The sequence below is a fragment of the Ruegeria arenilitoris genome (genome assembly GCF_013030265.1).
GTDB lineage: Bacteria > Pseudomonadota > Alphaproteobacteria > Rhodobacterales > Rhodobacteraceae > Ruegeria > Ruegeria arenilitoris_E.
In genome coordinates this window covers 78,033-99,321 of sequence record NZ_WPZQ01000001.1, presented here as the reverse complement: position 1 = coordinate 99,321, position 21,289 = coordinate 78,033, and the positions used below count along the sequence as shown (strand labels likewise).

The window sequence follows — 21,289 nt, the reverse complement described above, 5'->3', positions numbered from 1 at the left end:
ATGCTGGCTCTGATCGCAGGAACAGGTGCGTTGCCGGATGAACTGATTGCTCGGTTGGCCGAGCGCCCATTGATCTGTTCCATGGAAGGGTTTTTGCCCGACAACCTGGCTCCTGAGATTAAATTTCCTCTCGAGCAGTTGGGCAGTTTCGTTTCAGAGCTGAAGAGCCGAGGAGTGACTGAAATCTGCATGGCAGGCGCAGTACGACGCCCTGCAATTGATCCAAAGCGCATCGATGCTGCTACGATGCCATTGGTTCCAATATTGCAGAAAGCCATGATGTCAGGGGATGATGGTGCCTTGCGCGCAGTGATCGGCATTTTTGAGGATGCTGGCATTAACGTGCGCGCAGCCCACGAGATTGCACCGGACATCCTGCCTCCGCTGGGGTGCCTGACACAGGCGCAGCCATCGGACGCTGATCTTGCAGATGCCGATCGGGGTGCCGGTATTCTTCGCAATATGGGCGCTGCTGACATCGGACAGGCCTGTGCTGTTCTCAAAGGGCAGGCGCTGGCCGTTGAAGGTATCTTTGGCACTGCGTGGATGCTGCAGTCTTTGACCCAGCGACCAGACGCGGGCGGAGGGATCCTGTTCAAAGGCCCAAAGCCGGATCAGGACAGACGTGCTGATCTGCCTGCGATCGGGCCGGACACTGTCGCGGCAGCCGTAGCGGCTGGCCTGACAGGTATCGTCATCGAAAAGGGCGGCGTCATTGTTCTCGAACGCGAGCGTGTAATCGAGGAATGTGACCGGCTGGGACTGTTCCTGTTCGTCCGCGAGCGGGCGGTCTGATGCGTGTTTTTCTGGTCGCCGGAGAACCTTCGGGCGATCGGTTGGGTGGCGCATTGATGGAGGGTTTGAAAACCCTCGTCCCCGAAGTTCAGTTTGACGGCGTTGGCGGCCCTCTGATGCAGGAGCAAGGACTGGTCAGCCGGTTTCCCATGTCAGAACTCAGCGTCATGGGACTGGTTGAGGTGTTGCCGAAGTTCTTTCACCTGAAACAGCGCATTTCCGAGACAGCGCAAGCTGTATTGGACACGAAACCAGATGTACTGATTACGATCGATAGCCCTGATTTTTCATTGCGCGTGGCCAAAATCGTGAAGTCTGGTAGTGATATCCGCACAGTTCACTATGTGGCGCCCAGTGTTTGGGCATGGCGGCCCGGACGGGCGGATAAGATGGCGAAGGTCATTGACCACGTTCTGGCGCTGCTGCCGTTTGAACCGCCCTATATGGAACGCGCTGGGATGGAATGCGACTTTGTTGGTCACCCCGTCGCCAGCGAACCAATAGCGACCCCTCAGGACATCTCGGCATTCCGTCAGACATTTGATTTAGGGGATGCACCGATTTTGCTGGCCTTGCCGGGCTCTCGCAAAGGCGAGATTGAAAGGCTGGCCCCGTGTTTCGGCGAGGCGCTGCAGCTTTTCCTGGCCGAGCGACCAGATTTTCGGGTTGTTGTTCCAACTGTCGGGCCAGCCACAGATCTGATCAATTCGATCGTGCCAAACTGGCCTGGCAATGCGCTGGTGTTAGACCCCCGAAAGGTAAGCGCATCGCAGGCCACGGCCCATAAACGGGCGGCCTTCGGCGCGGCTGATCTGGCGCTTGCAGCGTCGGGCACAGTTTCGTTGGAATTGGCAGCACAGAACACACCAATGGTGATTGCCTACAAGCTGAACTGGCTGACACAAAAAATGGCCGAGCGCATGGTCAAGTTGGATACCGTAACACTGGTCAACCTCGTATCAGACACACGTGCGGTTCCGGAATGTCTGCTGGATGATTGCCAACCCGATAAGATCGCATCGGCATTGAAACACGTTTCTGAGAACCCGACCGAGCAATACGATGCCATGTCAGTCACTATGGAGCGCTTGGGAAGAGGCGGAGAAGCCCCAGGCCTGCGGGCAGCCCGGGCGGTTCTTGAGCGAATGAGGGCCTGATGCTGGATCACGTGGTTTTTGCTGCATCCGCTTTCATGGCTCAGATATTGACCAATCTGGACAATCTGGCGGCCTTGCTCGCCCTGATGCTGGTATCCGGGCCGCGTCGGGCTGTAACGGGATTTCTTCTGGCACAGATTATCGTGATCAGCGCCGCATTGTTGCTTGCATTGGGCGTAGATGATGTCGTGCCTCACTGGGCCGGATATCTGGGCGTGTTTCCTCTGACCCTCGGGCTGTTTGGAGTAGTACGGCAGTACAGGGGCACTGGCTCCGAAACCGACCCGCACATATCATCCAGCGCATCAACGCTGGTGACTATGATGCTTTTCATCAGCTTATCGATGGATACATTCGCCGTTCTTGCGCCTTTGCTCGCCGATTCCGCCCCGAGTTTCCGGATAGCGGGCGTGATTGGCGCGTCCTTGGCTGCTTTAGGATTGGCTTTTTTGGGCTTTCTGGGCGCGCGAACACCGGTCATGACCGGCGGATTGGCCCGCCGGCTGGAGAAACTGGTGCCCTATGTGATGATCTGCGCCGGGATCTACATCCTCAGCAACTCATGGACTGACGCGATCTAATAACCGCGCCAGATCCACCCGCCGCCAAAGATGCGGCTGCCCTCGGATTCATAGAATACACAGGCCTGACCGGGAGAAATGCCTTCTTCTGCCGTAAACAGCTCTACTTCGGCAGTAGTGTCCGACAGTGGTCGAATGATTGCCTCGCGCGGTGGCCGGGTCGAGCGGACCTTGACCGAGACATGCCATTCTTTCTGAGACATGAATGGCGCATCGCCCAGCCAGTTAATCTCACGGACAGGAACCGTGCGGGTGGCCAGCATCTCTTTCGGACCAACCACAACCTGCTTTTTGTCGACGTCGAGCTTTACCACGTACAAAGGCTCGCTCAGGCCGCCGATGCCAAGACCGCGACGCTGACCGATCGTGTAGTGAATGACACCGTTATGTTGCGCCAGAACCCGACCGTCCGCATGAACGATCTCACCCGGTTCTGCTGCACCTGGACGTAATTTTTCAATCACACTGGCATAATTGCCGTTCGGTACAAAACAGATGTCCTGGCTGTCAGGCTTATCTGCGACCGCCAATCCATACTGCGCAGCCATTTCACGCGTCGCGTCCTTTGAGGGCAGGTGGCCAAGCGGAAAGCGAAGGAAGTCCAACTGCTCTGGCGTGGTCGAGAACAGAAAATAGGATTGATCCCTGTTCGCATCCTCTGCGCTGTGCAGCTCGGGCCCGTTCTCTCCCATCTTGCGCTGAATGTAGTGGCCGGTTGCCATACAGTCGGCATCTAGGTCCTTTGCCGTTTCCAGCAGATCCTTGAACTTCACACGCTCATTGCAACGGATACACGGTACAGGTGTCGCGCCAGCCAGATAGCTATCTGCGAACTCATCAATCACCGCATCTTTAAAGATGTTCTCATAGTCCAGAACGTAGTGCGGGAACCCGCGCTCTTCGGCGACGCGACGTGCATCGTGAATATCGATCCCTGCGCAGCATGCACCTTTTTTGGCCAATGCAGCGCCGTGATCATAAAGTTGCAGAGTTACACCCACGACGTCATACCCCTGATCCGCGAGGTAGGCCGCAACGACCGAACTGTCCACGCCACCGGACATGGCAACAACCACCCGCGTTTCCGAAGGCGGTTTGGCAAAACCAAGTGAGTTCAGCGGGGTCTCGGTATCGAGGGCCATGGCGGTTCCAGTCAGGGTTAAGAAAGACCGGCAGAATATAGGAAAATTCTACACACTCTCAAGGGGCGGTTTCACTCAGCATTAAGTAGGCTGGGTTCAGCTTTGTCGCAGCAAGAAAAGGGTTGAGAAGATGTATTTGCACAAAGTTGAAGGACCACGGTCGGTAACCCTGCCTGATGGAACGATTTTAACGCGTGCTGATCTGCCACCTGCAGACACGCGACGCTGGGTTGCCTCGCGAAAAGTGGTGGTCGTACGCGGGGTTTTGTATGGGTTAATAACGCTGTCCGATGCCAAAAAGCGATATGGCATCAGCGAAGAGGAGTTTAATTCCTGGGTTTCCGCCGTGGCAGAGCATGGTGTGGATGCGTTGAAAGTGACGGCTATAAAAAAATATCGACAACCTAAGGTAGAAAGTGAATAACTGATTCAACGGTAACGTCAGATTAACCATTTTTGTTCAGGTTCAATTTGAACTGGAATATTTGACCCGAATTGGAGCAGTGATTATGCGCATACTTCTTGTCGAGGATGATCCGACCACGTCGAAAAGCATCGAGCTGATGCTGACGCATGCCAACCTGAACGTTTATGCGACGGACCTCGGTGAAGAAGGCATAGATCTGGCCAAACTCTATGACTATGACCTCATCCTTTTGGATCTCAACCTGCCTGACATGAACGGTCATGAGGTTCTGCGCCAACTCAGGATCTCTCGTGTCGAAACACCAATCCTGATCCTGTCCGGAGCGGATGATACCGAAAGCAAGATTAAAGGCTTCGGATTTGGGGCGGATGACTATTTGACCAAGCCGTTCCATCGCGAAGAACTTGTTGCAAGGATCCATGCCATCATTCGCCGGTCCAAGGGACATTCTCAATCGATCATTCAGACAGGTCGGGTCGCAGTAAATCTGGATGCCAAAACCGTTGAAGTGGAGGGTAAAACCGTTCATCTGACCGGTAAGGAATACCAGATGCTGGAGCTTCTGAGCCTTCGCAAGGGCACCACTTTGACTAAGGAAATGTTCCTGAACCACCTGTACGGCGGCATGGATGAGCCTGAACTGAAAATCATCGATGTGTTTATCTGCAAACTGAGAAAGAAACTCAGTAATGCAACGGGCGGCGACAACTATATCGAGACGGTGTGGGGTCGGGGTTACGTTCTGCGCGATCCTCAGAACAATACAGTCGATGAGACCAGAATGGCCGTCGGCGCCTGACTTGAATTGGGGGGCTGCCGTTAATGGTTCGGGATGGCAGTTCCCACACTCACGGCGCAGTACGCCACTGGACCTGGCCATGCCCCCGTCTTATCACTGGTTCCAAGAATTCGTGACAGGACGTGGGCATGAGCAACACAATTTCGGTACAAGAGCTGACTGAGGATCAGGCGCGGGAAGAACTGGCGCGCCTTGCCACGTTGTTGCTGCGGGCAAACGATCTTTATCACACCAAAGACGCGCCAGAGATTTCGGATGCCGAATACGATTCCTTGAAACGGCGAAATATTGAGATTGAGGCGCGATTCCCCAAGCTCAAGCGTGATGACAGCCCGTCCGAACATGTAGGTGCACGCCCGGCTGATGGGTTTGCGAAAGTCTCTCATGCCGTTCGGATGATGTCGCTGGGCAATGCGTTCGATGATGAGGACGTGGCCGATTTTGACCGGTCGATCCGCAAGTATCTGGGCCTGTCAAATGAGGCACCACTGTCCTTTACCGCCGAGCCGAAGATCGATGGCCTTTCGCTCTCACTACGTTACGAAAATGGCGAATTGGTTCAGGCTGCAACCCGCGGTGACGGTGAGGTGGGTGAGAACGTCACGGCGAATGCGCTGACCGTCGCTGACATTCCCAGACGGATCAAAAATGCTCCCGACATTTTGGAGGTTCGGGGCGAAGTTTACATGTCGCACGAGGATTTCGACAAGCTGAATGAACGACAGGTCGAGGCCGGAGGCAAAACCTTTGCCAATCCGAGGAATGCGGCTGCTGGATCATTGCGACAACTGGATTCAGAAATTACTCGGGCGCGACCTCTCAGATTCTTTGCTTATGCCTGGGGAGAGTTGTCGGAGCCGCTGGCAGAAACCCAGATGGGCGCGATCCAACGTTTGAAAGCCTTTGGATTTCAAACCAATGAGTTAACACGCCTTTGCGAAACAACCTCGCAGATGCTGGACCATTACCGTGATATCGAAGCCCAGCGTTCGACACTGGGCTATGACATCGATGGCGTCGTCTACAAGGTGGATGATCTGGCGTTGCAGTCGCGGCTTGGGTTTCGGTCGACGACGCCGAGATGGGCAATTGCCCATAAGTTTCCTGCTGAGCTGGCATGGACACGATTAGAGGCAATCGACATCCAGGTCGGGCGCACCGGCGCGCTGAGCCCCGTGGCACGTCTGCATCCGGTGACGGTTGGCGGCGTAGTGGTATCGAATGCAACGCTGCATAACGAGGATTACATTGCCGGCCGGGATGCCAAAGGTGGTGAAATTCGTGGTGGTAAGGATTTTCGTATCGGGGATTGGGTTCAGGTTTATCGGGCAGGGGATGTAATCCCAAAGCTTGCAGACGTGGACTTGTCGAAGCGCCCGGAGGACGCAGTGCCCTACGAGTTTCCCACCAAATGTCCGGAATGCGACAGCGACGCGATCCGTGAGGATGGTGATGCTGTACGGCGCTGCACCGGTGGTTTGATCTGCCCGGCGCAGGCTGTTGAGAAGCTCAAACACTTTGTTTCGCGCAAAGCCTTTGACATCGAAGGTCTTGGGGCAAAACAAATCGAGATGTTCTACGATGATCCGGTTTTGCCGATTAAAACTCCGGCAGATATCTTCACCTTGCAGGACCGAGACGCCGGAAGTGTTTCCCGACTGAAAAACCGGGACGGGTGGGGCGATACATCTGCCAACAACTTGTTCACGGCGATACAGGAAAAGCGGACCATTCCTTTGGTTCGTCTGCTCTTTGCACTTGGCATTCGTCATGTGGGTGAGGTTGGCGCGAGGGATCTGGCACTTTACTACCGAGGCTGGGATGCAATGGCCCGAGCAGTAGATTTGGCGCGCCCTGCTGCGCTGGCGCAACGCGCTGCGGATGAAGCGGAAGAGGCTGAACGCAATGCAGCGCAGGCTGAAGGGCGACGGTCAAGGCTCAAAGATGTCCGTGATGCAGCCATTGCCTCGCATGATGTACCCACCGAAGCCGCAACGGCATGGTCTGATTTGATCAGCATTGATGGAATTGGGGCAACGCTTGGACTGTCCCTGTCAGATGCATTTGCGAACAAAGATGAGCGCAAGGCTTTCGACGAATTGCGTGCATATCTGGAGATCACACCACCAGATGCCCCAAGTTCGGATAGCCCTGTGGCAGGCAAAACCGTCGTCTTTACTGGAACTTTGGAAAAGATGACGAGAGCAGAAGCGAAAGCCAGAGCCGAGGCGCTTGGGGCAAAGGTTTCCGGTTCGGTAAGTGCCAAAACTGACCTGTTGGTCGCGGGGCCCGGAGCCGGATCTAAGGCCAAGAAAGCGGCGGATCTTGGGATCGAGACACTGGATGAAGACGGCTGGCTGCAGCTGATCGGGGATGCATGAGCGGCCGTCCCGAACTACTTTTCCCGCTGTTTGCAAAGCTTGAAACCCTTGATGGGGTGGGGCCTAAAACGGCGCAATTGCTAACTCAGATTGGAGTCGAGTCACCTCGTGATGTGCTGTTTGGTCTGCCTTATGCTGTCATAGACCGCAGGCGACGCGACACTATTCAGGGCGCCGATCTTCCAACAACCCTTACTGTTGAAGTCACTGTCGGAGCGCACAGGCCACCCCGTAACAAAGGTGGCGCCTATCGTATTCATGTGGAGGATACTCAAGCTGATTTCCAGTTGGTCTTTTTCCATGCACGAGGGGACTATTTAAAGAAAGTCCTGCCTGAAGGTTCGCGCCGTGTTGTGTCTGGAAAGCTGGAACTGTTTGATGGGATGGCACAGATGGTCCACCCGGACCACATCGCCGCCCCCCAGGAAGCGAATGATATTCCAGAGTTCGAACCCGTCTACCATCTGACACAAGGCGTCACGCAAAAGACTGCGTACAAGGCAGCCCAAAGCGCGTTGTCAAAGTCTCCGGATCTTGCTGAATGGATAGACCCCGCACAGGTCGAACAAAAGAAATGGCCGTCCTGGAGCATGGCGATCGAGGCGGCACACCATCCACAGGGGGCGGATGATGTCGCTTCATTCGCTCCAGCAAGAGAACGCTTGGCATATGATGAGCTTCTTGCCCACCAGCTGACATTGGCGCTGGCCCGACAACGTGAAAAAAAGGCGCGCGGGATTGTTAGCAAGGGCACAGGCAAGCTTCAGACCAAGGTACTGGCCAGTCTTCCATATCGACCGACAAATGCGCAGTCCCGCGCAATCGATGAGATTGCTGCTGATATGGGATCAGATGCACGGATGAACCGGTTGCTTCAGGGGGATGTGGGCGCAGGGAAGACACTGGTTGCTTTCATGTCGTTGTTGATCGCCGTCGAGGCGGGTGCACAGGGTGTCATGATGGCCCCAACAGAAATCTTGGCGCGCCAACACCTTGAAGGGCTGCGGCCTTTGGCTGAAGAAGCTGGAGTGGTTCTGGAAATTCTGACGGGACGCGACAAGGGTGCCGAGCGGAGGGCAAAACTGGCGGCTTTGAAAAAGGGCGACATTCAAATCCTTGTCGGCACGCATGCGGTGTTCCAAAGCGACGTTGAGTTTCGCGACCTGCGCCTTGCGATCGTGGATGAACAGCACCGGTTCGGCGTACGCCAACGGATGGAACTGTCAGAGAAAGGGCAGGGTGCAGATGTGCTGGTTATGACTGCGACACCGATCCCTCGTAGTCTCGCCCTTGCGCAATACGGAGACATGGACGTTTCTGTGTTGGACGAAAAACCGCCCGGGCGAAAGCCGATCAAAACGGCCATTGTAAGCACGCAGCGCATGGATGAAGTCGTGTCGCACTTGCGTCGCGCAATCGATGAGGGCAAGCAATGCTACTGGGTTTGCCCTCTGGTCGATGAGTCCGAGGTTTCCGATCTGACAGCTGCGGAAGAGAGGTTCAAACGACTGCGCGCTTTGCTGGGCGACGAAACGGTGGGCCTGGTCCACGGCCAAATGCCACCAACGGATAAGGATGCGGCCATGGCTGCGTTCCAGTCGGGCCAAACAAAGGTTCTTGTTGCGACGACCGTGATCGAAGTCGGGGTAAATGTTCCCAACGCCACGATCATGGTGATCGAACGCGCCGAGATCTTTGGGCTGGCACAATTGCACCAGTTGCGTGGTCGCGTAGGGCGGGGCGAAGATGCTTCAACCTGTTTGCTGATGTATCAGCCACCGCTCAGCGAAGGTGGGCGCAAGAGGTTGGAAGTGCTGCGCGAAACCGAAGATGGTTTCCGGATAGCTGAGACAGATTTGCAGATGCGAGGCGCGGGAGACCTCATTGGAACCGCACAATCCGGACTGCCGAAATTTCGGATAGCTGATCTTGAGCGGCAGGCGGGTCTGATGGCGGTGGCGCAATCGGATGCGCGCGCATTGCTGAATGCAGACCCAAAACTAACCTCAGAGCGCGGGCAGGCGGCACGCGTTCTTTTGTGGCTCATGAAACAGGATCAGGCAATTCGTTTGATTTCAGTGGGTTAAGCAGCATGTTCCGGTAAGTTCACAAATGTTCTCAAAAAGTTCTTTACCGACTCGCGAAAATATGAGAACAAAAGGTCAACAAAGGATTAAAGCTCTGACCGGAGGTGAGACCATGCTGACCCAGATCAAGACCGCTTTCAGCCGTTCGCAGGCTACCATTCTGCAAGATGCTGCGGGTGTGATGTCATTGGTGGTTATGCTGGTCGTTGCCCTTCACCTGCCGGTAGGGTTCTGAGCCTTTCTGCCTGCGATCTCGTGCCGATCAAACCGCGCTGTCATCCCCATAGCGATCAAGGGTGACCTGCCTGTCCCAATTCCCTTGAAGGGGCCAGCCTCGGCCCCGCGTGGCTATCCGGACCCCACACGAGAAACGCATGTCTTGCCGCCGCCCTTTCCGCCCGGAAGGTGCGGCGGTTTTTTTATAGCTGACCGGTTTTTAATATTTCGAGCATTGCAGAGAGAACCGAGTTCACCGCGACCGAAGCAAGGATCATGCCCATGACGCGGCTGATGATGGCCGCACCGGAATGGCCAATCAGGCGAATGATGGGTTCTGCAAGCAGCATGAGCACAAAGGCAATGGCAAGAACCGACAACATTACCAGAGCGGTGATCCCCTGATCCGCAGCGCTGTAGCGATGATTGTCGGTCAGAATGACGATCGCCAGCATAGCACCGGGTGAGGCCAGAGATGGAACCGCCAGCGGAAAGATGGCCGGATTGTGCTGATGTATCGTGTCTTCTTTATCTTCTTCGGCTTGTCGCTGCTCGATGTCCTGTTTGCTTTCACCGAAAATCATTGTCAGGGCGAACAGGAACAGGATGATACCGCCTGCGACCTGGAATGAGTTCAACCCGATATCCAGCGCTTCGATCAGAAGCTGTCCAAAAACAAGGAAGAAGAGCAGGATACCTGCGCTGATCAGCGCGGCCATCAGTGCTGTGCGACGGCGCGCAGCCGTTCCAAGACCTGCAGTTACTGCGATGAAGACAGGGATTGTACCGATGGGATCGATAACTACCCAAAGCGTTACAAAGTGTTCCAGTAAATTGTTCAACGCATCTCTCCCCTAAAATTGTCGTGAGACTAGACGCGTTTAACCGTAAATACCATGTTTACGCGCAATTAGCTTGCTCGGCCTGAGCCATAGCTTCTGCCGTAGCGTCCAGAGCCAACAGGATTGACGCATGGCGGTTTTTATAATCACGAGCTGGTATTAGCACTTCGAGACCGTCGAACGGCGCATCCGGTGCTGGGCCGTCCTTCTTAAGCATATCAGAGAGCTGATCCCGTGCAGCTTCGACCTGAGCGCGGGTTGCGCCGAGAATGGCCGCACCGACAACCGCAGCTGAAGCCTGTCCCAGAGCGCAGGCTTTGACATCCTGGCCAAACTCAGAGATTCGACCGTCATGCAGTTTGACATCAACGGTTACGGTCGACCCGCAAAGAGGCGAGCGCTTCTTGACGCTGGCATCGGGGTTTTCAAGCCGGTCGAGATGCGGAATGTCCGCAGCAAGGGCCAGAATGCGACCGGAATAGAGCTTGATCAGATCGGTTTCGCCCGACATGGCTTTCCCTCGTTTGCTGTTCCCCATACATAGTGGCCATGACCCGGGATGCAAAAGGTTTTTACTATGTCACACACCGTCTTGTTTGACCCATCGACCCTGAAATTCAACGAGGCCGGTTTGGTCCCTGCGATTGCTCAGGATGAACATACGGGCGAGGTGCTAATGATGGCATGGATGAATGCAGAATCCATTGCTCAGACATTGAAAACGGGACGGGTGACATATTGGTCAAGGTCTCGACAGGCATTCTGGATCAAGGGCGAAAGCTCGGGCCATGTTCAGCAACTGGTGGATTTCCGCGTTGATTGTGACCGGGATTGCCTGCTGGTCGTAGTCAACCAGACAGGCCCGGCTTGTCACACCAATCGGCGCAGCTGCTTTTATACTGCAGTACGAGATGGTGAAGAAGTTGAGCTGATGTCACCTATGGAATGACCGGAAGACGTCGCCCAAATTACACTAGGGCGGCGTCTAGTCCGACCATACGTCGGATGTCCTGTGGCGTCGCGCCTTCCTGACGATACTTCGAAATGGCACGCGCATCGTCGCGTTTCGCGAGTCGTTTGCCTGCATCATCACGGATCAGGTTATGATGATAGTATTCTGGTGTAGGCAGACCCAGAAGGGTTTGTAACAACACATGAATCCGGGTCGCCTCGAACAGATCCTGTCCGCGAATAACCCGCGTGATACCTTGCTCAGCATCATCCAAAACGACTGAAAGATGGTAGGATGTTCCCATCCCGCGCCGCGAAAGAACCACATCGCCGATGGTCTTTTCCAACTCGTCGGGAGTGAATTCGATCAATCCGGTTTCGCCACTCGGGCCTAGGCCAAGTTCGGTGAACGTCGCGCGGGATCGGAATAAGTTCGCTGCCTGACGCGTTGCCTCAGCCATGTTGAGCCTTAAGGGAACCTCTTTTGGCCGTTCGGGCAGATCAGTGGTCGCCCAGTCTTTTCGGCAAGTTCCCGGATAGATGATCCCGTCAGGACCATGAAGCGGGGCACCTTCTTGCGGTGCGCTTGCGGCGGCTGCAATGTCTTTCCGATTACATGTACAGGGGTAGAGCAGACCTTGTTCCCAAAGCCGATCAAGGGCCCTTTCATATACATCCAATCGCTCTGACTGACGCATAACCGGTTCAGGCCAATTGAGACCTAACCAATTGAGATCATCATAAATCTGTTCTTCCCAGTGCTTGCGCGAGCGGGACTGGTCGATATCTTCTATCCGCAGCAAAAATTCGCCACCCTGAGCGGTTACGATATCGTGGGCTACTATCGCCGAATAGGCATGTCCCAGATGAAGCGGTCCGGTTGGAGATGGCGCAAAGCGAGTGATAAAGGTCACGTCTTCTCAACAACATATACGTCAGATTTAAGGTCAAGCCCGGGTAGGTGGGGGCCATATTCCCGAAACAGCAGCCGGGCGGAACCCATATCCAGCCAGTCGTTCAGGCGACCAGAGTAAGCGCGATCAGCAAGGGCATGATCGTTGAAAGAAAAAGCCAAAAGGCCGCCTTTGGGCAATGCATTCATCAACAGATCGAATGTCTCTGGCGGTGCGGCTCCGACCCCAATCACTCCGATTGCGGTTATCGCCTTGTATGCATCCTGCTCAAGCGGGTCAGGATCCGTGATCTCAAAAGTGGAAAGGTTTCGATAGACACCCTTGGCCGCAGCACCTTTAAGCATTTGAGACGTAGGATCGACACCGTCGATGATCTGGAAACCTGCAGCGTTCAGCGCAACACCCGAAAGCCCGGTTCCACAGCCATAATCTAGGATTGGCGTCTGCGCCTCAGGCATTTTTAACCATAATGCATCGGCGACGCGGCCCGGCGTGGCATAGCCATGTTCGCCAACCTCGTCGTCGTAGGAACCTGCCCATTTCTGATAGTGTTCGCAGGTTTCCTGAGGCGTGTTCAGGTTATAGGTGTCTTTCAGAAACTTCTCGCTCATATAGCTATGTTAGGCGTTTGCCGCTGGCCTCGTCCAGTCAGCAATGCGCCAGCCAGTCGGTCCATGCGGCTTTGGCGCGATCTGTGTATGCCTTATAGCGATCCTTTCGGCCGCGACGCCCACCTTTCAGGCCATCAACAGGTTGGAACAGTCCGAAGTTCACGTTCATAGGCTGAAAGGTCTTCGCTTCGGCCCCACCGGTTATGTGATGGATCAAAGCGCCCATTGCGCTGTCCTGCGGAACCGAAGGCAGGGTGTGCCCCAGTATTTCCGCTGCTGCCATCCGGCCAGCCAAAAGCCCCATCGCAGCACTTTCCACATATCCTTCAACACCAGTAATCTGACCGGCAAAGCGAATGTTTGGCTTGGATTTCAGCCGCATTTCAGCGTCCAGCAAGGTCGGTGAGTTGATGAACGTATTGCGGTGAATACCACCTAACCGGGCAAAGCTTGCGTTTTCCAGCCCCGGAATCATGCGGAACACTTCGGTCTGCGCCCCGTATTTCATCTTGGTCTGGAAGCCGACGATATTGAACAAGGTGCCCAGGGCATTATCGCGCCGCAACTGAACAACCGCATACGGTTTGACATCGGGCTGATGCGGATTGGTCAGACCTACAGGCTTCATCGGGCCGTGGCGAAGGGTTTCCCTGCCTCGCTCTGCCATGACTTCGATTGGCAGGCAGCCATCAAAGTAACCAGCAGTTTCGCCTTCATGAAACTCGGTTTTGTCTGCTGCAAGCAAGGCATCTATGAACGCTTCGTACTGATCACGGTCCATGGGGCAATTCAGATAAGCCGTTCGCTCTTCTTCGGTTTCGCCCTTGTCGTATCGCGATTGCATCCACGCCTGACTCATGTCGATGCTCTCGGCATACACAATGGGTGCAATTGCATCGAAGAATGCCAGTGACTCAGCGCCGGTTTCGGTTCGGATGGCTTCACCCAAAGAGGGGGAGGTCAGCGGACCGGTGGCAAAAATCCAGTGACCTTCACCGGGAAGCGCATCGACTTCCTCATTCGTGACACTGACCCGGGGGTGATCATGTAGTTTGGCTGTCACTGTCTCAGCAAATGGATCACGGTCAACCGCCAATGCCCCGCCAGCAGGCAGACGATGCGCATCTGCGGTAGTCATGATCAGACCATTGGCTGCACGCATCTCCCAGTGCAGCAGCCCGACGGCGTTTTGCTCGTCATCATCTGAACGGAAGGAGTTCGAACACACCATCTCGGCCAGGTTTCCCGTTTGGTGTGCGAATGTCTCAACCTTAGGCCGCATTTCATGGATGACGACATCCACGCCCATTTCTGCGGCTTGCCAAGCAGCCTCGGACCCGGCCATGCCGCCGCCCACGATATGCAATTTCTGTGTCATAAGCTGCCACATAGGGCAGAGTGCAGGCATGCGCAATGACGCAGTGCAAGAACCATATTTGTCATGAAATCTTGGGGTCGCCGCTGCGGGGATGTCTGTGCCGGTGAGAGAGACCAGCCTGGAGGGACCTTCCGCCCACGGCGACCCAAAAGTGTTTCAGAGCCTCAGCCCTGTCTCAGCATTGCCACAGTGTCGCCCTTTTGAAAAGTGCAAAAATGCGAACACTTGATAAAATTATGTATCATCTTTTCGCAATTGAGACCAATTTGGTGATCGTTTCTCAATAAATGCAGAAATTCCTTCTTCGGTATCCCGATGCAGCATATTCTCGGCCATTACGTCTCCGGTATAGGCATAAGCCTGATCTATTGGCATCTGAAGTTGCTGATAAAACGCTTGTTTTCCGACCTTGACGGCCGACCCCAATTTCGTCGCGAGCTGTTCTGCCAACGAGACCGTTTCATGTTCCAGCAGCATTTCGGGCACGACGCGATTGATTAGACCCAATTCGGCTGCACGTTCGGCTGAGATAAAATCGCCTGTCGTCAGCATCTCAAATGCTTGTTTACGTGGAATGTTGCGGCTCAGCGCGACCATTGGCGTTGAGCAAAACAATCCGATGTTTACGCCATTTACGCCAAATCGCGTACCTTCGGCAGCCACCGCCAGATCACAGGTCGCAACCAATTGGCATCCAGCGGCTGTGGCGATGCCATGAACCTGAGCAATCACAGGCTGGGGCAGGGACTGTATGGACATCATCATTTTTGCGCAGCGGCTGAAAAGGTCCTGAAAGTAGGCAAGCCCACCGTCTTCACTCTGGCGGCCCGCAGTCATTTGCTTGAGATCATGACCGGCACAAAAGGCCTTGCCCTCACCCGAAAGGATTACTGCTCGGATCGATGGGTCGTCCCGCAATGTGTCGAATTCGCTTTGAAGTGCTGCAAGCATTTCGTCACTCAGGGCATTCAGGCGCTCCGGAGTGTTCATTTTTAGCTGAGCGACCGCGCCTGTGTCGTTACGTTCCAGAATTGCCATCTTGCCCTCCCGCTGGCTGTCGGGCCAACTCTAGGTCGGCAAATCGATGAGGGAAAGCATGTCGTTGGCGATGAACAAACAGGAATTGTCGGAATATCTTGCGCAGGTTTTTCCGCAGGTGCGCGAAGACTTTGTTGTCGAAGAGCTGACCGACGACACAATTACAATTCGGCTAGTGGTGCAAGAACGCCATTTGCGTCCCGGTGGCACCGTATCAGGCCCTTCGACATTCTCGCTGGCTGATGTAAGCGTCTATGCCATGGTTCTTGCCCGAATGGGTCGTCAGTCGCTGGCAGTAACGACCAATAGCTCTTTGGATTTCCTAAGAAAACCAGATGGGGGCGTTGATATGATCGCCAAATGCAGATTGCTGAAGCTCGGCCGAACTCTGGCTGTGGGAGACGTGCTGATGTATTCAGATGGGTCAGACAAGCCAGTCGCAAGGGCGACCATGACCTACTCACTTCCACCTGCAGGATCAGCGGCAGCAGCGTTCGGATAAAAATGGCCGGGGACAAGCCCCGGCCCAGGAAGAGGTCCCGAAATGGGACTGGGGATTAATCAAGATAGCCAAAAGTAACGGCGCTTCTCGCGGTCGGCCTGATAACGTGTCAGTCCGACGTCACGCAGCAGCCTGTCGTCCAGTTGGCCAAGGTTTACGCGGCTGCGGCGCCGGCGTTCCCATTGTGTGACAGTCGCCGCAAACCGCACGGCCAGTGCGGCGATAATCGGCAGCCGGGGACTGTCGTTCAGCAGCATGAGGGCGGGGTTGTGCATTGCGCGTGTCATGTCATAGTCCTTTCAAATTGTATTGACACAAAGTATAAATGATCGGTACATATGCTTGATACATTCGGAATTGTGTCGAAATCAAAGGAAGAATTGTAATGGATACAATTTGGCCCGAGGCGTTACCCAAAGCAAAGGGCCCAAAGTACACTTTGGTTGCAGATACGATACGAAAAGCTATCGAAAACAAAACACTGGAGGTAGGGGTTAAGCTACCTCCGGTGAGGGAGCTTGCGTATCGATTGAAGATAACCCCCGGGACAGTCGCACGGGCCTATACGATTCTGACGGACGAGGGTTTGCTACAAGCCGAGGTCGGGCGTGGCACATTTGTGGCGCCACCAAAATCCCCGATCCTGGATGATGTGTGGTCGCGCCAATTGCATCTGCGCGATGACAAGTATGATGCGAATGTTAGCTTGTTCAGCCCTCGATTGCCTGATGCAGGGCAGGTGTCTCTAATTCGAGAGTGCATGGCAAAGGTTGCGCAGGGCGATCCGCGCATGTTCATGAACTACCCAACGCGAGATGCGTATCAGCCCGTCCGGCAGGTCGTAGCCGACTGGCTGTCTGATTTGCCTTTGGGGGTGATGACTGCTGATGACATTGTTCTGACACATGGGGGACAAAGCGGTATCTGCGTCGTTTTCCAAACAGTCCTGAAGGGGCCGAAACCCATCGTACTGGTCGAAGACCTGTCTTACGCAGGATTCCGGCGGGCAGGGGAGTTAATGAGGGCAGAGGTCGTCGGCGTCAGAATGGACAAGTGGGGCATCAGTGCCGAGGTGCTGGACCATGTACTTCGCCAGACCCCAGCACAGGCAATATGTGTCTCACCGGAAGTGCAGAATCCCACTGGCGGTCACACCCCACTGGAACGTCGGAAAGAAGTGATCGAAGTTGCGCGGCGCCATGACGTACAGATCATTGAAGACGACTGTTATCGTATGGGTGATGCGCGGGCTCCAAGTTATCGGGCGCTTGCTCCGGAAAGGGGTTGGCATGTCTCGTCGATCTCGAAAACACTCACGCCTGCTTTACGTGTTGGGTTCGCGATTGCACCAAAGGAGCGAAGCGGAGACCTGCGTCGCTCAGCGGAATATGGCTATTTCGGACTGGCACAGCCTTTAGCTGAATTGACCCGGCTGTTACTCAGTGATCCTCGGGCTAGGCAGCTTGCTCAGGATGTCCGTACAAAAATGGGCGAGTATGTACGAGTCACAGTTAATGCTTTGGGCGGGTTTGATCTGAACTGGGATTCCGAAATACCCTTCGTCTGGCTCAACTTACCATCCGGCTGGAGGTCAGCAGCATTTAGCCGGGCAGCAGAGAGAGAGGGCATTCAACTTAGATCAGCGGATGAGTTTGCTTTGCGTGACGGTCGTGCCCCAAATGCCGTGCGCATCGCAATGAATGGTCACGTCACTCTGGATCAGTTTGAAGATGCAATGCTTCGTTTGCGTGCCCTGTTGGATAATCCACCTGAGCAAATCAGCGTTTGAATGTGGGGTAAAATAATACCTAATTTGTAAGTAGTTGTTTGTGCTTAATAATATCAACATTGATGCGCTTGACGTGCGCAGCGGCACACTCTAAATACGCTCCATCGAATTCGGACCGGTCTGCATTCAGGCCGGTCTTTCACATCAAACAGGACTATCCTGCCATGAAAACCTTTTCTGCAACACCTGCAGACATCGACAAGAAATGGATCCTGATCGACGCCGAGGGCGTTGTTCTGGGCCGTCTTGCGTCGATCGTCGCCATGCGCCTGCGTGGCAAGCACAAAGCGTCGTTCACCCCGAACATGGACATGGGCGACAACGTCATCGTAATCAACGCTGACAAAATCCAGATGACCGGCAAGAAGCGCGAAGAGAACTTCTACTGGCACACTGGCCACCCGGGCGGCATCAAGTCGCGCACCAAGCAGCAGATCCTCGAAGGTGCACACCCCGAGCGCGTTGTGACCCAAGCGGTCAAGCGCATGCTGCCGGGCAACCGTCTGGCGCGTCAGCAAATGACCAACCTGCGCGTTTACGCCGGTGCCGAGCACCCGCACGAAGCCCAGGCCCCCGAAGTTCTGGACGTTAAGTCCATGAACAAGAAAAACACCCGGAGCTAATGACCGATGGCTGATCAGATCAATACTCTAGAAGAGCTGAGCGCCGTCGCAGGCGTTGAAACCGTGGCCGAAGAAGTCATCGTACGTGAACCCGTACGTGACGAACTGGGTCGTTCGTATGCCACCGGCAAGCGTAAAGACGCTGTTGCCCGCGTTTGGATCAAGCCGGGTTCCGGCAAGGTCACTGTGAACGGCAAAGACCAGGACAAGTACTTCGCTCGTCCCGTTCTGCAGCTGATCCTGCGCCAGCCGTTCCAGGTTGCTGGTGTTGAAGGCGAATTCGACGTTGTTGCAACCGTCAAAGGCGGTGGCCTGACCGGTCAGGCCGGTGCGGTCAAGCACGGCATCTCGAAAGCACTGCAGCTGTACGATCCGTCGCTGCGTGGCGCACTGAAAGCCGCTGGCTTCCTGACACGCGACAGCCGTGTTGTTGAACGTAAGAAATACGGTAAGCGCAAAGCGCGTCGTTCGTTCCAGTTCTCGAAGCGTTAATTCGCTCCGAAGCAAATTTACATTGGCGGTCGCGCGATGGCGCGGCCGCTTTTCTTTTGAATGTTTCGGAAAGCGCTCGTCTCTAGTTCGAGTAGTTCGAAACCAATGGCTCCAGCGCATCATAGGCTATATCGGCGACGACGCGATTGCCTTCTGCATTCAGATGCCCATCAAATCTGTAATAGAGCTCAGCCTTGTTCTCCACATAGTTTTGCGCAAGCACAGGTAGGGTAGCGATCCAATCGATCTCATTCTCCGATGAAAATTCTTCGAACATCTGATCGGGCAGATCTGGATTTACATCTGGAACAACTTCACCACTTGCCTTCTGCAAGACCTGAAACAATTGCGGCACAGACAGCACAACAAAATCAGCACCGTGTTGCGAGGTGAATTGTTTCGCTCTCATGAGTATATCTTTGGTTGTGTCCGCTTTTGTCTCCATTTTCTCCGAAGGTGGATTCTCAAAGAATGCCTTTCTCGGAGTCATAAGATAGAGACGTCGATAGGCGGCGTCGGTCCCCATCATCATCCGCTTCAACAAAGTGACGGACTGGAAAGAAGACTTTTTACTACCGCCGGTCTGGACGACAGCACGGGCATCACCACGCGCCTGGTCCTGCCCATCGACATTCTGAATAGGCCGATTGGCAAACAAGTCATTTGGCAGGAATGTAAGTAGTACGATATCTGGTTGATAGGTCTCAAACAGGCGCTCCAGATACAGGACCTGTTGAGATGTATCGAATCCCGGCACGCCGGCGTTGATCACCTCGACGTCCAAGCCTTCCTGTTTGAAACGGTTTGCAAGCAGCTCTGGCCATATGTCATCGAAGTGATTTGCCGCCCCAAAAACAAAGGAGTCCCCGACCAAAAGTACTTTGGTTGCAGAGGCTTCTGAGCTTGGTCGACTGTCTAAAGACGCATTTCTGAAACCACGTTCGTCCACGATATATTCAACGCTGAATTCAGGGGCGGTAACTGCGGCATGGGTGTTTGGCCGATTCAGGTGACCTGTCACAGGGTCTTTGATGCCCAGAGTTTCACCCACCAGATAAGTGGTTCTGACCGTTTGGGGAAAGAACTGGCGGACAATCACCTCAATAAGAGCGAATAGAACCGCGGAAAAAATCAGCACCAAAACGGTGTTCTTCAAAAACTTAACCATTTGAACTCGCAACCTGGAAAAAACAACAGGACTTTGACTTTATCATATCTACGGACACACTTTGTATCACTTGCCCGAGTTCATCGGGTGAAGCGTGAACTGAATGCTCCTGTAAAGATTCTTGGGGCGTGAGCGACGCCTCGTCAAGTGCGTAGGATGCTTACCCGCCGAATAAAACCGCGGAGGATGAGCGCCCTGCAGGATCAACAGGGCACTCAGAAAAGCTCACTCTTCGTAAACCATCTTCCAAGCACCGTTTTCCACGACGCTTACATAGACTGAATCAGCCCCCTGATGGTCGTCTGGACCGAATGTCATGTGGTTTCCGACCAGATCATCCTGATAGTCCAATGTTTCCATTGCGGCGATAAAGCTCTCTTGCGTCAGATCCGGTCCAGCAGCCTCTAGGGCTTTGACCATCATTTCAGCGGCAGCATATCCAAGCATCGAGAAACCAACAGGGTCTTCTCCGGTCGCCGCTTTGTATTCTTCGATGAACGCTGCCGGGGCGGGTTCATCTGCACGCGCCCAGAGATCCTGCCAAGAGGCGGCAGCATAGAAGCCGTCCGTGACACCCCCGGGAACTTGTGCAACCACGGTCAGGAAGCTGGCGGAAGTTCCGAGGAACTTCATGTCTTCCAGTCCCATCTTCTTGGCGGTTCCGACGACTGTGATCGCCTGCCGAACACCAAGGGCTATTGTAACGATATTGCAGCCTTCTTCTTTTAGCTTACTGAGAGAGCCGACAAAATCAGTCTCGTCCGGTTTGTGCGTTGTCTCTGCTGCAAAGGTAATTCCGGCCTCTTCGGCACCTGCATGACTACCTTCCAGAATTTCTTTTCCAAAATCGGTCGGCAGATACATTGTACATACATTTTGGCCGCCGAATTCGGCAGCGAGATACTTCACCCCGACACGGGCTTGGTCGTAGTAGCTGGAGAACGACGTAAACTTGTTATCCATCGGTTCCTGCAGCATCTGACGCGCCGCAGAGAGAGGAGCGACATTAGGAATACCTTTTGGGTCCAACAACTTGAAGCCGGCCAGATTCATCGGAGTTCCAAGCGATTGCAACATGGCGAAAACCTTGTCGCGATTCAGAAGCTTGTTATAGCCCTGCATCGCGCGCGGCATCTGATAACCATTGTCTTCAACCACATAGCGGATCGTGCGACCGTGTACGCCCCCTTCAGCATTGACCCGATCGAAAACGACATTCGCACCCTTGATCGCCGGAACACCGACAGCAGCAAAAATACCACTCAGATCATTGACGGAACCGATGACGATTTCATCGTCGCTGACGCCTTGGGTTTCGGCCATTGCTAGCCCTGCTGTCGCCGTCAATGCGGTCGCAGTCGCCAGTATTTTGAAGACGTTCTTCATGTTATTCCTC

23 protein-coding genes are annotated in these 21,289 nt (G+C 54.5%); 13 read left to right on the top strand and 10 right to left on the bottom strand.

Features of this window, described 5'->3' with window-relative positions; all coding sequences use genetic code 11:
• The 3 genes from GOX61_RS00525 to GOX61_RS00515 are packed head-to-tail and all read left to right on the top strand — an operon-like array spanning nt 1 to nt 2,533.
• Nucleotides 1-795 carry an LpxI family protein gene (locus GOX61_RS00525; RefSeq protein WP_170330467.1) on the top strand — a complete coding sequence of 265 codons (795 nt, stop codon included), beginning with the start codon at nt 1-3 and terminating at the stop codon, nt 793-795.
• Complete coding sequence (gene lpxB, locus GOX61_RS00520) at nt 795-1,952, top strand: lipid-A-disaccharide synthase (RefSeq protein ID WP_170330465.1); 1,158 nt, start codon at nt 795-797, stop codon at nt 1,950-1,952. Before GOX61_RS00525 ends, lpxB begins: the two co-directional genes overlap by 1 nt.
• Nucleotides 1,952-2,533 carry a hypothetical protein gene (locus GOX61_RS00515; protein WP_170330463.1) on the top strand — a complete coding sequence of 194 codons (582 nt, stop codon included), beginning with the start codon at nt 1,952-1,954 and terminating at the stop codon, nt 2,531-2,533. Before lpxB ends, GOX61_RS00515 begins: the two co-directional genes overlap by 1 nt.
• Here GOX61_RS00515 and mnmA read toward each other — a convergent pair.
• Complete coding sequence (gene mnmA, locus GOX61_RS00510) at nt 2,530-3,675, bottom strand: tRNA 2-thiouridine(34) synthase MnmA (RefSeq protein WP_155139119.1); 1,146 nt, start codon at nt 3,673-3,675, stop codon at nt 2,530-2,532. The genes GOX61_RS00515 and mnmA overlap by 4 nt on opposite strands.
• 130 nt (nt 3,676-3,805) lie before the next feature.
• Between mnmA and sciP the strand changes: the two genes are divergently transcribed.
• The 5 genes from sciP to GOX61_RS22520 all read left to right on the top strand — a co-directional run bounded on the left by sciP (nt 3,806) and on the right by GOX61_RS22520 (nt 9,604).
• Nucleotides 3,806-4,099: a CtrA inhibitor SciP gene (gene sciP / locus GOX61_RS00505; protein ID WP_155139117.1), complete on the top strand. Its 294-nt coding sequence runs from the start codon at nt 3,806-3,808 to the stop codon at nt 4,097-4,099.
• Nucleotides 4,100-4,184: 85 nt separating this feature from the next.
• Nucleotides 4,185-4,901, top strand: coding sequence for a response regulator transcription factor CtrA (gene ctrA / locus GOX61_RS00500; RefSeq protein WP_155139115.1), 717 nt, complete (start codon nt 4,185-4,187; stop codon nt 4,899-4,901).
• A 128-nt stretch (nt 4,902-5,029) separates the two neighbouring features.
• Nucleotides 5,030-7,282, top strand: coding sequence for an NAD-dependent DNA ligase LigA (gene ligA, locus GOX61_RS00495; protein WP_170330461.1), 2,253 nt, complete (start codon nt 5,030-5,032; stop codon nt 7,280-7,282).
• Nucleotides 7,279-9,369 (top strand): ATP-dependent DNA helicase RecG, encoded by a 2,091-nt coding sequence (recG, locus tag GOX61_RS00490; protein WP_170330459.1) that lies wholly within the window; start codon nt 7,279-7,281, stop codon nt 9,367-9,369. The genes ligA and recG overlap by 4 nt, the downstream gene beginning before the upstream one ends.
• Before the next feature lie 112 nt (nt 9,370-9,481).
• Nucleotides 9,482-9,604, top strand: coding sequence for a hypothetical protein (locus GOX61_RS22520; RefSeq protein WP_256372722.1), 123 nt, complete (start codon nt 9,482-9,484; stop codon nt 9,602-9,604).
• A 184-nt stretch (nt 9,605-9,788) separates the two neighbouring features.
• Here GOX61_RS22520 and GOX61_RS00485 read toward each other — a convergent pair whose 3' ends face one another.
• Nucleotides 9,789-10,427: a MarC family protein gene (locus GOX61_RS00485; RefSeq protein ID WP_170330458.1), complete on the bottom strand. Its 639-nt coding sequence runs from the start codon at nt 10,425-10,427 to the stop codon at nt 9,789-9,791.
• A gap of 58 nt (nt 10,428-10,485) precedes the next feature.
• The gene (locus GOX61_RS00480) at nt 10,486-10,938 is read right to left on the bottom strand and encodes an iron-sulfur cluster assembly scaffold protein (protein ID WP_170330456.1); all 453 of its coding nucleotides are present in this window, start codon (nt 10,936-10,938) and stop codon (nt 10,486-10,488) included.
• Between the two features lie 48 nt (nt 10,939-10,986).
• Here GOX61_RS00480 and hisI point away from each other — a divergent pair, with 48 nt between their 5' ends.
• Complete coding sequence (gene hisI / locus GOX61_RS00475) at nt 10,987-11,376, top strand: phosphoribosyl-AMP cyclohydrolase (protein WP_170330454.1); 390 nt, start codon at nt 10,987-10,989, stop codon at nt 11,374-11,376.
• Nucleotides 11,377-11,395: 19 nt separating this feature from the next.
• Here the strand turns inward: hisI and gluQRS are convergent, their stop codons facing one another.
• From gluQRS to GOX61_RS00455, 4 genes are all read right to left on the bottom strand, one after another.
• Nucleotides 11,396-12,292 carry a tRNA glutamyl-Q(34) synthetase GluQRS gene (gluQRS, locus tag GOX61_RS00470; protein ID WP_170330452.1) on the bottom strand — a complete coding sequence of 299 codons (897 nt, stop codon included), beginning with the start codon at nt 12,290-12,292 and terminating at the stop codon, nt 11,396-11,398.
• Nucleotides 12,289-12,903, bottom strand: coding sequence for a class I SAM-dependent DNA methyltransferase (locus GOX61_RS00465; RefSeq protein WP_170330450.1), 615 nt, complete (start codon nt 12,901-12,903; stop codon nt 12,289-12,291). Before GOX61_RS00465 ends, gluQRS begins: the two co-directional genes overlap by 4 nt.
• Before the next feature lie 37 nt (nt 12,904-12,940).
• Nucleotides 12,941-14,281, bottom strand: coding sequence for a methylenetetrahydrofolate--tRNA-(uracil(54)-C(5))-methyltransferase (FADH(2)-oxidizing) TrmFO (trmFO, locus tag GOX61_RS00460; protein WP_170330447.1), 1,341 nt, complete (start codon nt 14,279-14,281; stop codon nt 12,941-12,943).
• 234 nt (nt 14,282-14,515) lie between these two features.
• Nucleotides 14,516-15,319, bottom strand: a complete 804-nt coding sequence (locus GOX61_RS00455) for an enoyl-CoA hydratase (RefSeq protein WP_170330446.1) — start codon at nt 15,317-15,319, stop codon at nt 14,516-14,518.
• A gap of 58 nt (nt 15,320-15,377) precedes the next feature.
• Here GOX61_RS00455 and GOX61_RS00450 point away from each other — a divergent pair, with 58 nt between their 5' ends.
• Nucleotides 15,378-15,821 carry a PaaI family thioesterase gene (locus tag GOX61_RS00450; RefSeq protein ID WP_170330444.1) on the top strand — a complete coding sequence of 148 codons (444 nt, stop codon included), beginning with the start codon at nt 15,378-15,380 and terminating at the stop codon, nt 15,819-15,821.
• 59 nt (nt 15,822-15,880) lie between these two features.
• On the opposite strand, the gene GOX61_RS00445 is transcribed toward GOX61_RS00450, so the two are convergent.
• A complete protein-coding gene (locus GOX61_RS00445) occupies nt 15,881-16,108 on the bottom strand; it encodes a DUF1127 domain-containing protein (protein WP_170330442.1) in 228 nt (75 codons plus the stop codon).
• Nucleotides 16,109-16,206: 98 nt separating this feature from the next.
• Between GOX61_RS00445 and GOX61_RS00440 the strand changes: the two genes are divergently transcribed.
• The 3 genes from GOX61_RS00440 (at nt 16,207) to rpsI (ending at nt 18,725) form a co-directional block, all read left to right on the top strand.
• Entirely contained in the window at nt 16,207-17,610 is a 1,404-nt protein-coding gene (locus GOX61_RS00440; protein WP_170330440.1) for a PLP-dependent aminotransferase family protein, read from the top strand.
• Between the two features lie 164 nt (nt 17,611-17,774).
• Nucleotides 17,775-18,233: a 50S ribosomal protein L13 gene (rplM, locus tag GOX61_RS00435; protein WP_039536983.1), complete on the top strand. Its 459-nt coding sequence runs from the start codon at nt 17,775-17,777 to the stop codon at nt 18,231-18,233.
• A gap of 6 nt (nt 18,234-18,239) precedes the next feature.
• Entirely contained in the window at nt 18,240-18,725 is a 486-nt protein-coding gene (gene rpsI / locus GOX61_RS00430; protein WP_039535473.1) for a 30S ribosomal protein S9, read from the top strand.
• Between the two features lie 82 nt (nt 18,726-18,807).
• On the opposite strand, the gene GOX61_RS00425 is transcribed toward rpsI, so the two are convergent.
• Together GOX61_RS00425 and GOX61_RS00420 are read right to left on the bottom strand one after the other, a co-directional pair.
• Nucleotides 18,808-19,674 (bottom strand): SGNH/GDSL hydrolase family protein, encoded by an 867-nt coding sequence (locus tag GOX61_RS00425; RefSeq protein ID WP_170330438.1) that lies wholly within the window; start codon nt 19,672-19,674, stop codon nt 18,808-18,810.
• 444 nt (nt 19,675-20,118) lie between these two features.
• Entirely contained in the window at nt 20,119-21,279 is a 1,161-nt protein-coding gene (locus GOX61_RS00420; protein ID WP_170330436.1) for an ABC transporter substrate-binding protein, read from the bottom strand.
• Between the last annotated feature and the right edge of the window lie 10 nt (nt 21,280-21,289).

What these genes read in the sequence shown, in the direction of transcription:
- GOX61_RS00480 (WP_170330456.1), bottom strand. Translation starts at nt 10,938, where the DNA reads ATGTCGGGCGAAACCGATCTGATCAAGCTCTATTCCGGTCGCATTCTG.
- lpxB (WP_170330465.1), top strand. Translation starts at nt 795, where the DNA reads ATGCGTGTTTTTCTGGTCGCCGGAGAACCTTCGGGCGATCGGTTGGGT.
- GOX61_RS00465 (WP_170330450.1), bottom strand. Translation starts at nt 12,903, where the DNA reads ATGAGCGAGAAGTTTCTGAAAGACACCTATAACCTGAACACGCCTCAG.
- mnmA (WP_155139119.1), bottom strand. Translation starts at nt 3,675, where the DNA reads ATGGCCCTCGATACCGAGACCCCGCTGAACTCACTTGGTTTTGCCAAA.
- GOX61_RS00445 (WP_170330442.1), bottom strand. Translation starts at nt 16,108, where the DNA reads ATGACACGCGCAATGCACAACCCCGCCCTCATGCTGCTGAACGACAGT.
- ctrA (WP_155139115.1), top strand. Translation starts at nt 4,185, where the DNA reads ATGCGCATACTTCTTGTCGAGGATGATCCGACCACGTCGAAAAGCATC.
- sciP (WP_155139117.1), top strand. Translation starts at nt 3,806, where the DNA reads ATGTATTTGCACAAAGTTGAAGGACCACGGTCGGTAACCCTGCCTGAT.
- trmFO (WP_170330447.1), bottom strand. Translation starts at nt 14,281, where the DNA reads ATGACACAGAAATTGCATATCGTGGGCGGCGGCATGGCCGGGTCCGAG.
- recG (WP_170330459.1), top strand. Translation starts at nt 7,279, where the DNA reads ATGAGCGGCCGTCCCGAACTACTTTTCCCGCTGTTTGCAAAGCTTGAA.
- GOX61_RS00455 (WP_170330446.1), bottom strand. Translation starts at nt 15,319, where the DNA reads ATGGCAATTCTGGAACGTAACGACACAGGCGCGGTCGCTCAGCTAAAA.
- GOX61_RS00515 (WP_170330463.1), top strand. Translation starts at nt 1,952, where the DNA reads ATGCTGGATCACGTGGTTTTTGCTGCATCCGCTTTCATGGCTCAGATA.
- rpsI (WP_039535473.1), top strand. Translation starts at nt 18,240, where the DNA reads ATGGCTGATCAGATCAATACTCTAGAAGAGCTGAGCGCCGTCGCAGGC.
- ligA (WP_170330461.1), top strand. Translation starts at nt 5,030, where the DNA reads ATGAGCAACACAATTTCGGTACAAGAGCTGACTGAGGATCAGGCGCGG.
- GOX61_RS00450 (WP_170330444.1), top strand. Translation starts at nt 15,378, where the DNA reads ATGTCGTTGGCGATGAACAAACAGGAATTGTCGGAATATCTTGCGCAG.
- GOX61_RS00525 (WP_170330467.1), top strand. Translation starts at nt 1, where the DNA reads ATGCTGGCTCTGATCGCAGGAACAGGTGCGTTGCCGGATGAACTGATT.
- GOX61_RS00440 (WP_170330440.1), top strand. Translation starts at nt 16,207, where the DNA reads ATGGATACAATTTGGCCCGAGGCGTTACCCAAAGCAAAGGGCCCAAAG.
- GOX61_RS00420 (WP_170330436.1), bottom strand. Translation starts at nt 21,279, where the DNA reads ATGAAGAACGTCTTCAAAATACTGGCGACTGCGACCGCATTGACGGCG.
- GOX61_RS22520 (WP_256372722.1), top strand. Translation starts at nt 9,482, where the DNA reads ATGCTGACCCAGATCAAGACCGCTTTCAGCCGTTCGCAGGCTACCATT.
- hisI (WP_170330454.1), top strand. Translation starts at nt 10,987, where the DNA reads ATGCAAAAGGTTTTTACTATGTCACACACCGTCTTGTTTGACCCATCG.
- rplM (WP_039536983.1), top strand. Translation starts at nt 17,775, where the DNA reads ATGAAAACCTTTTCTGCAACACCTGCAGACATCGACAAGAAATGGATC.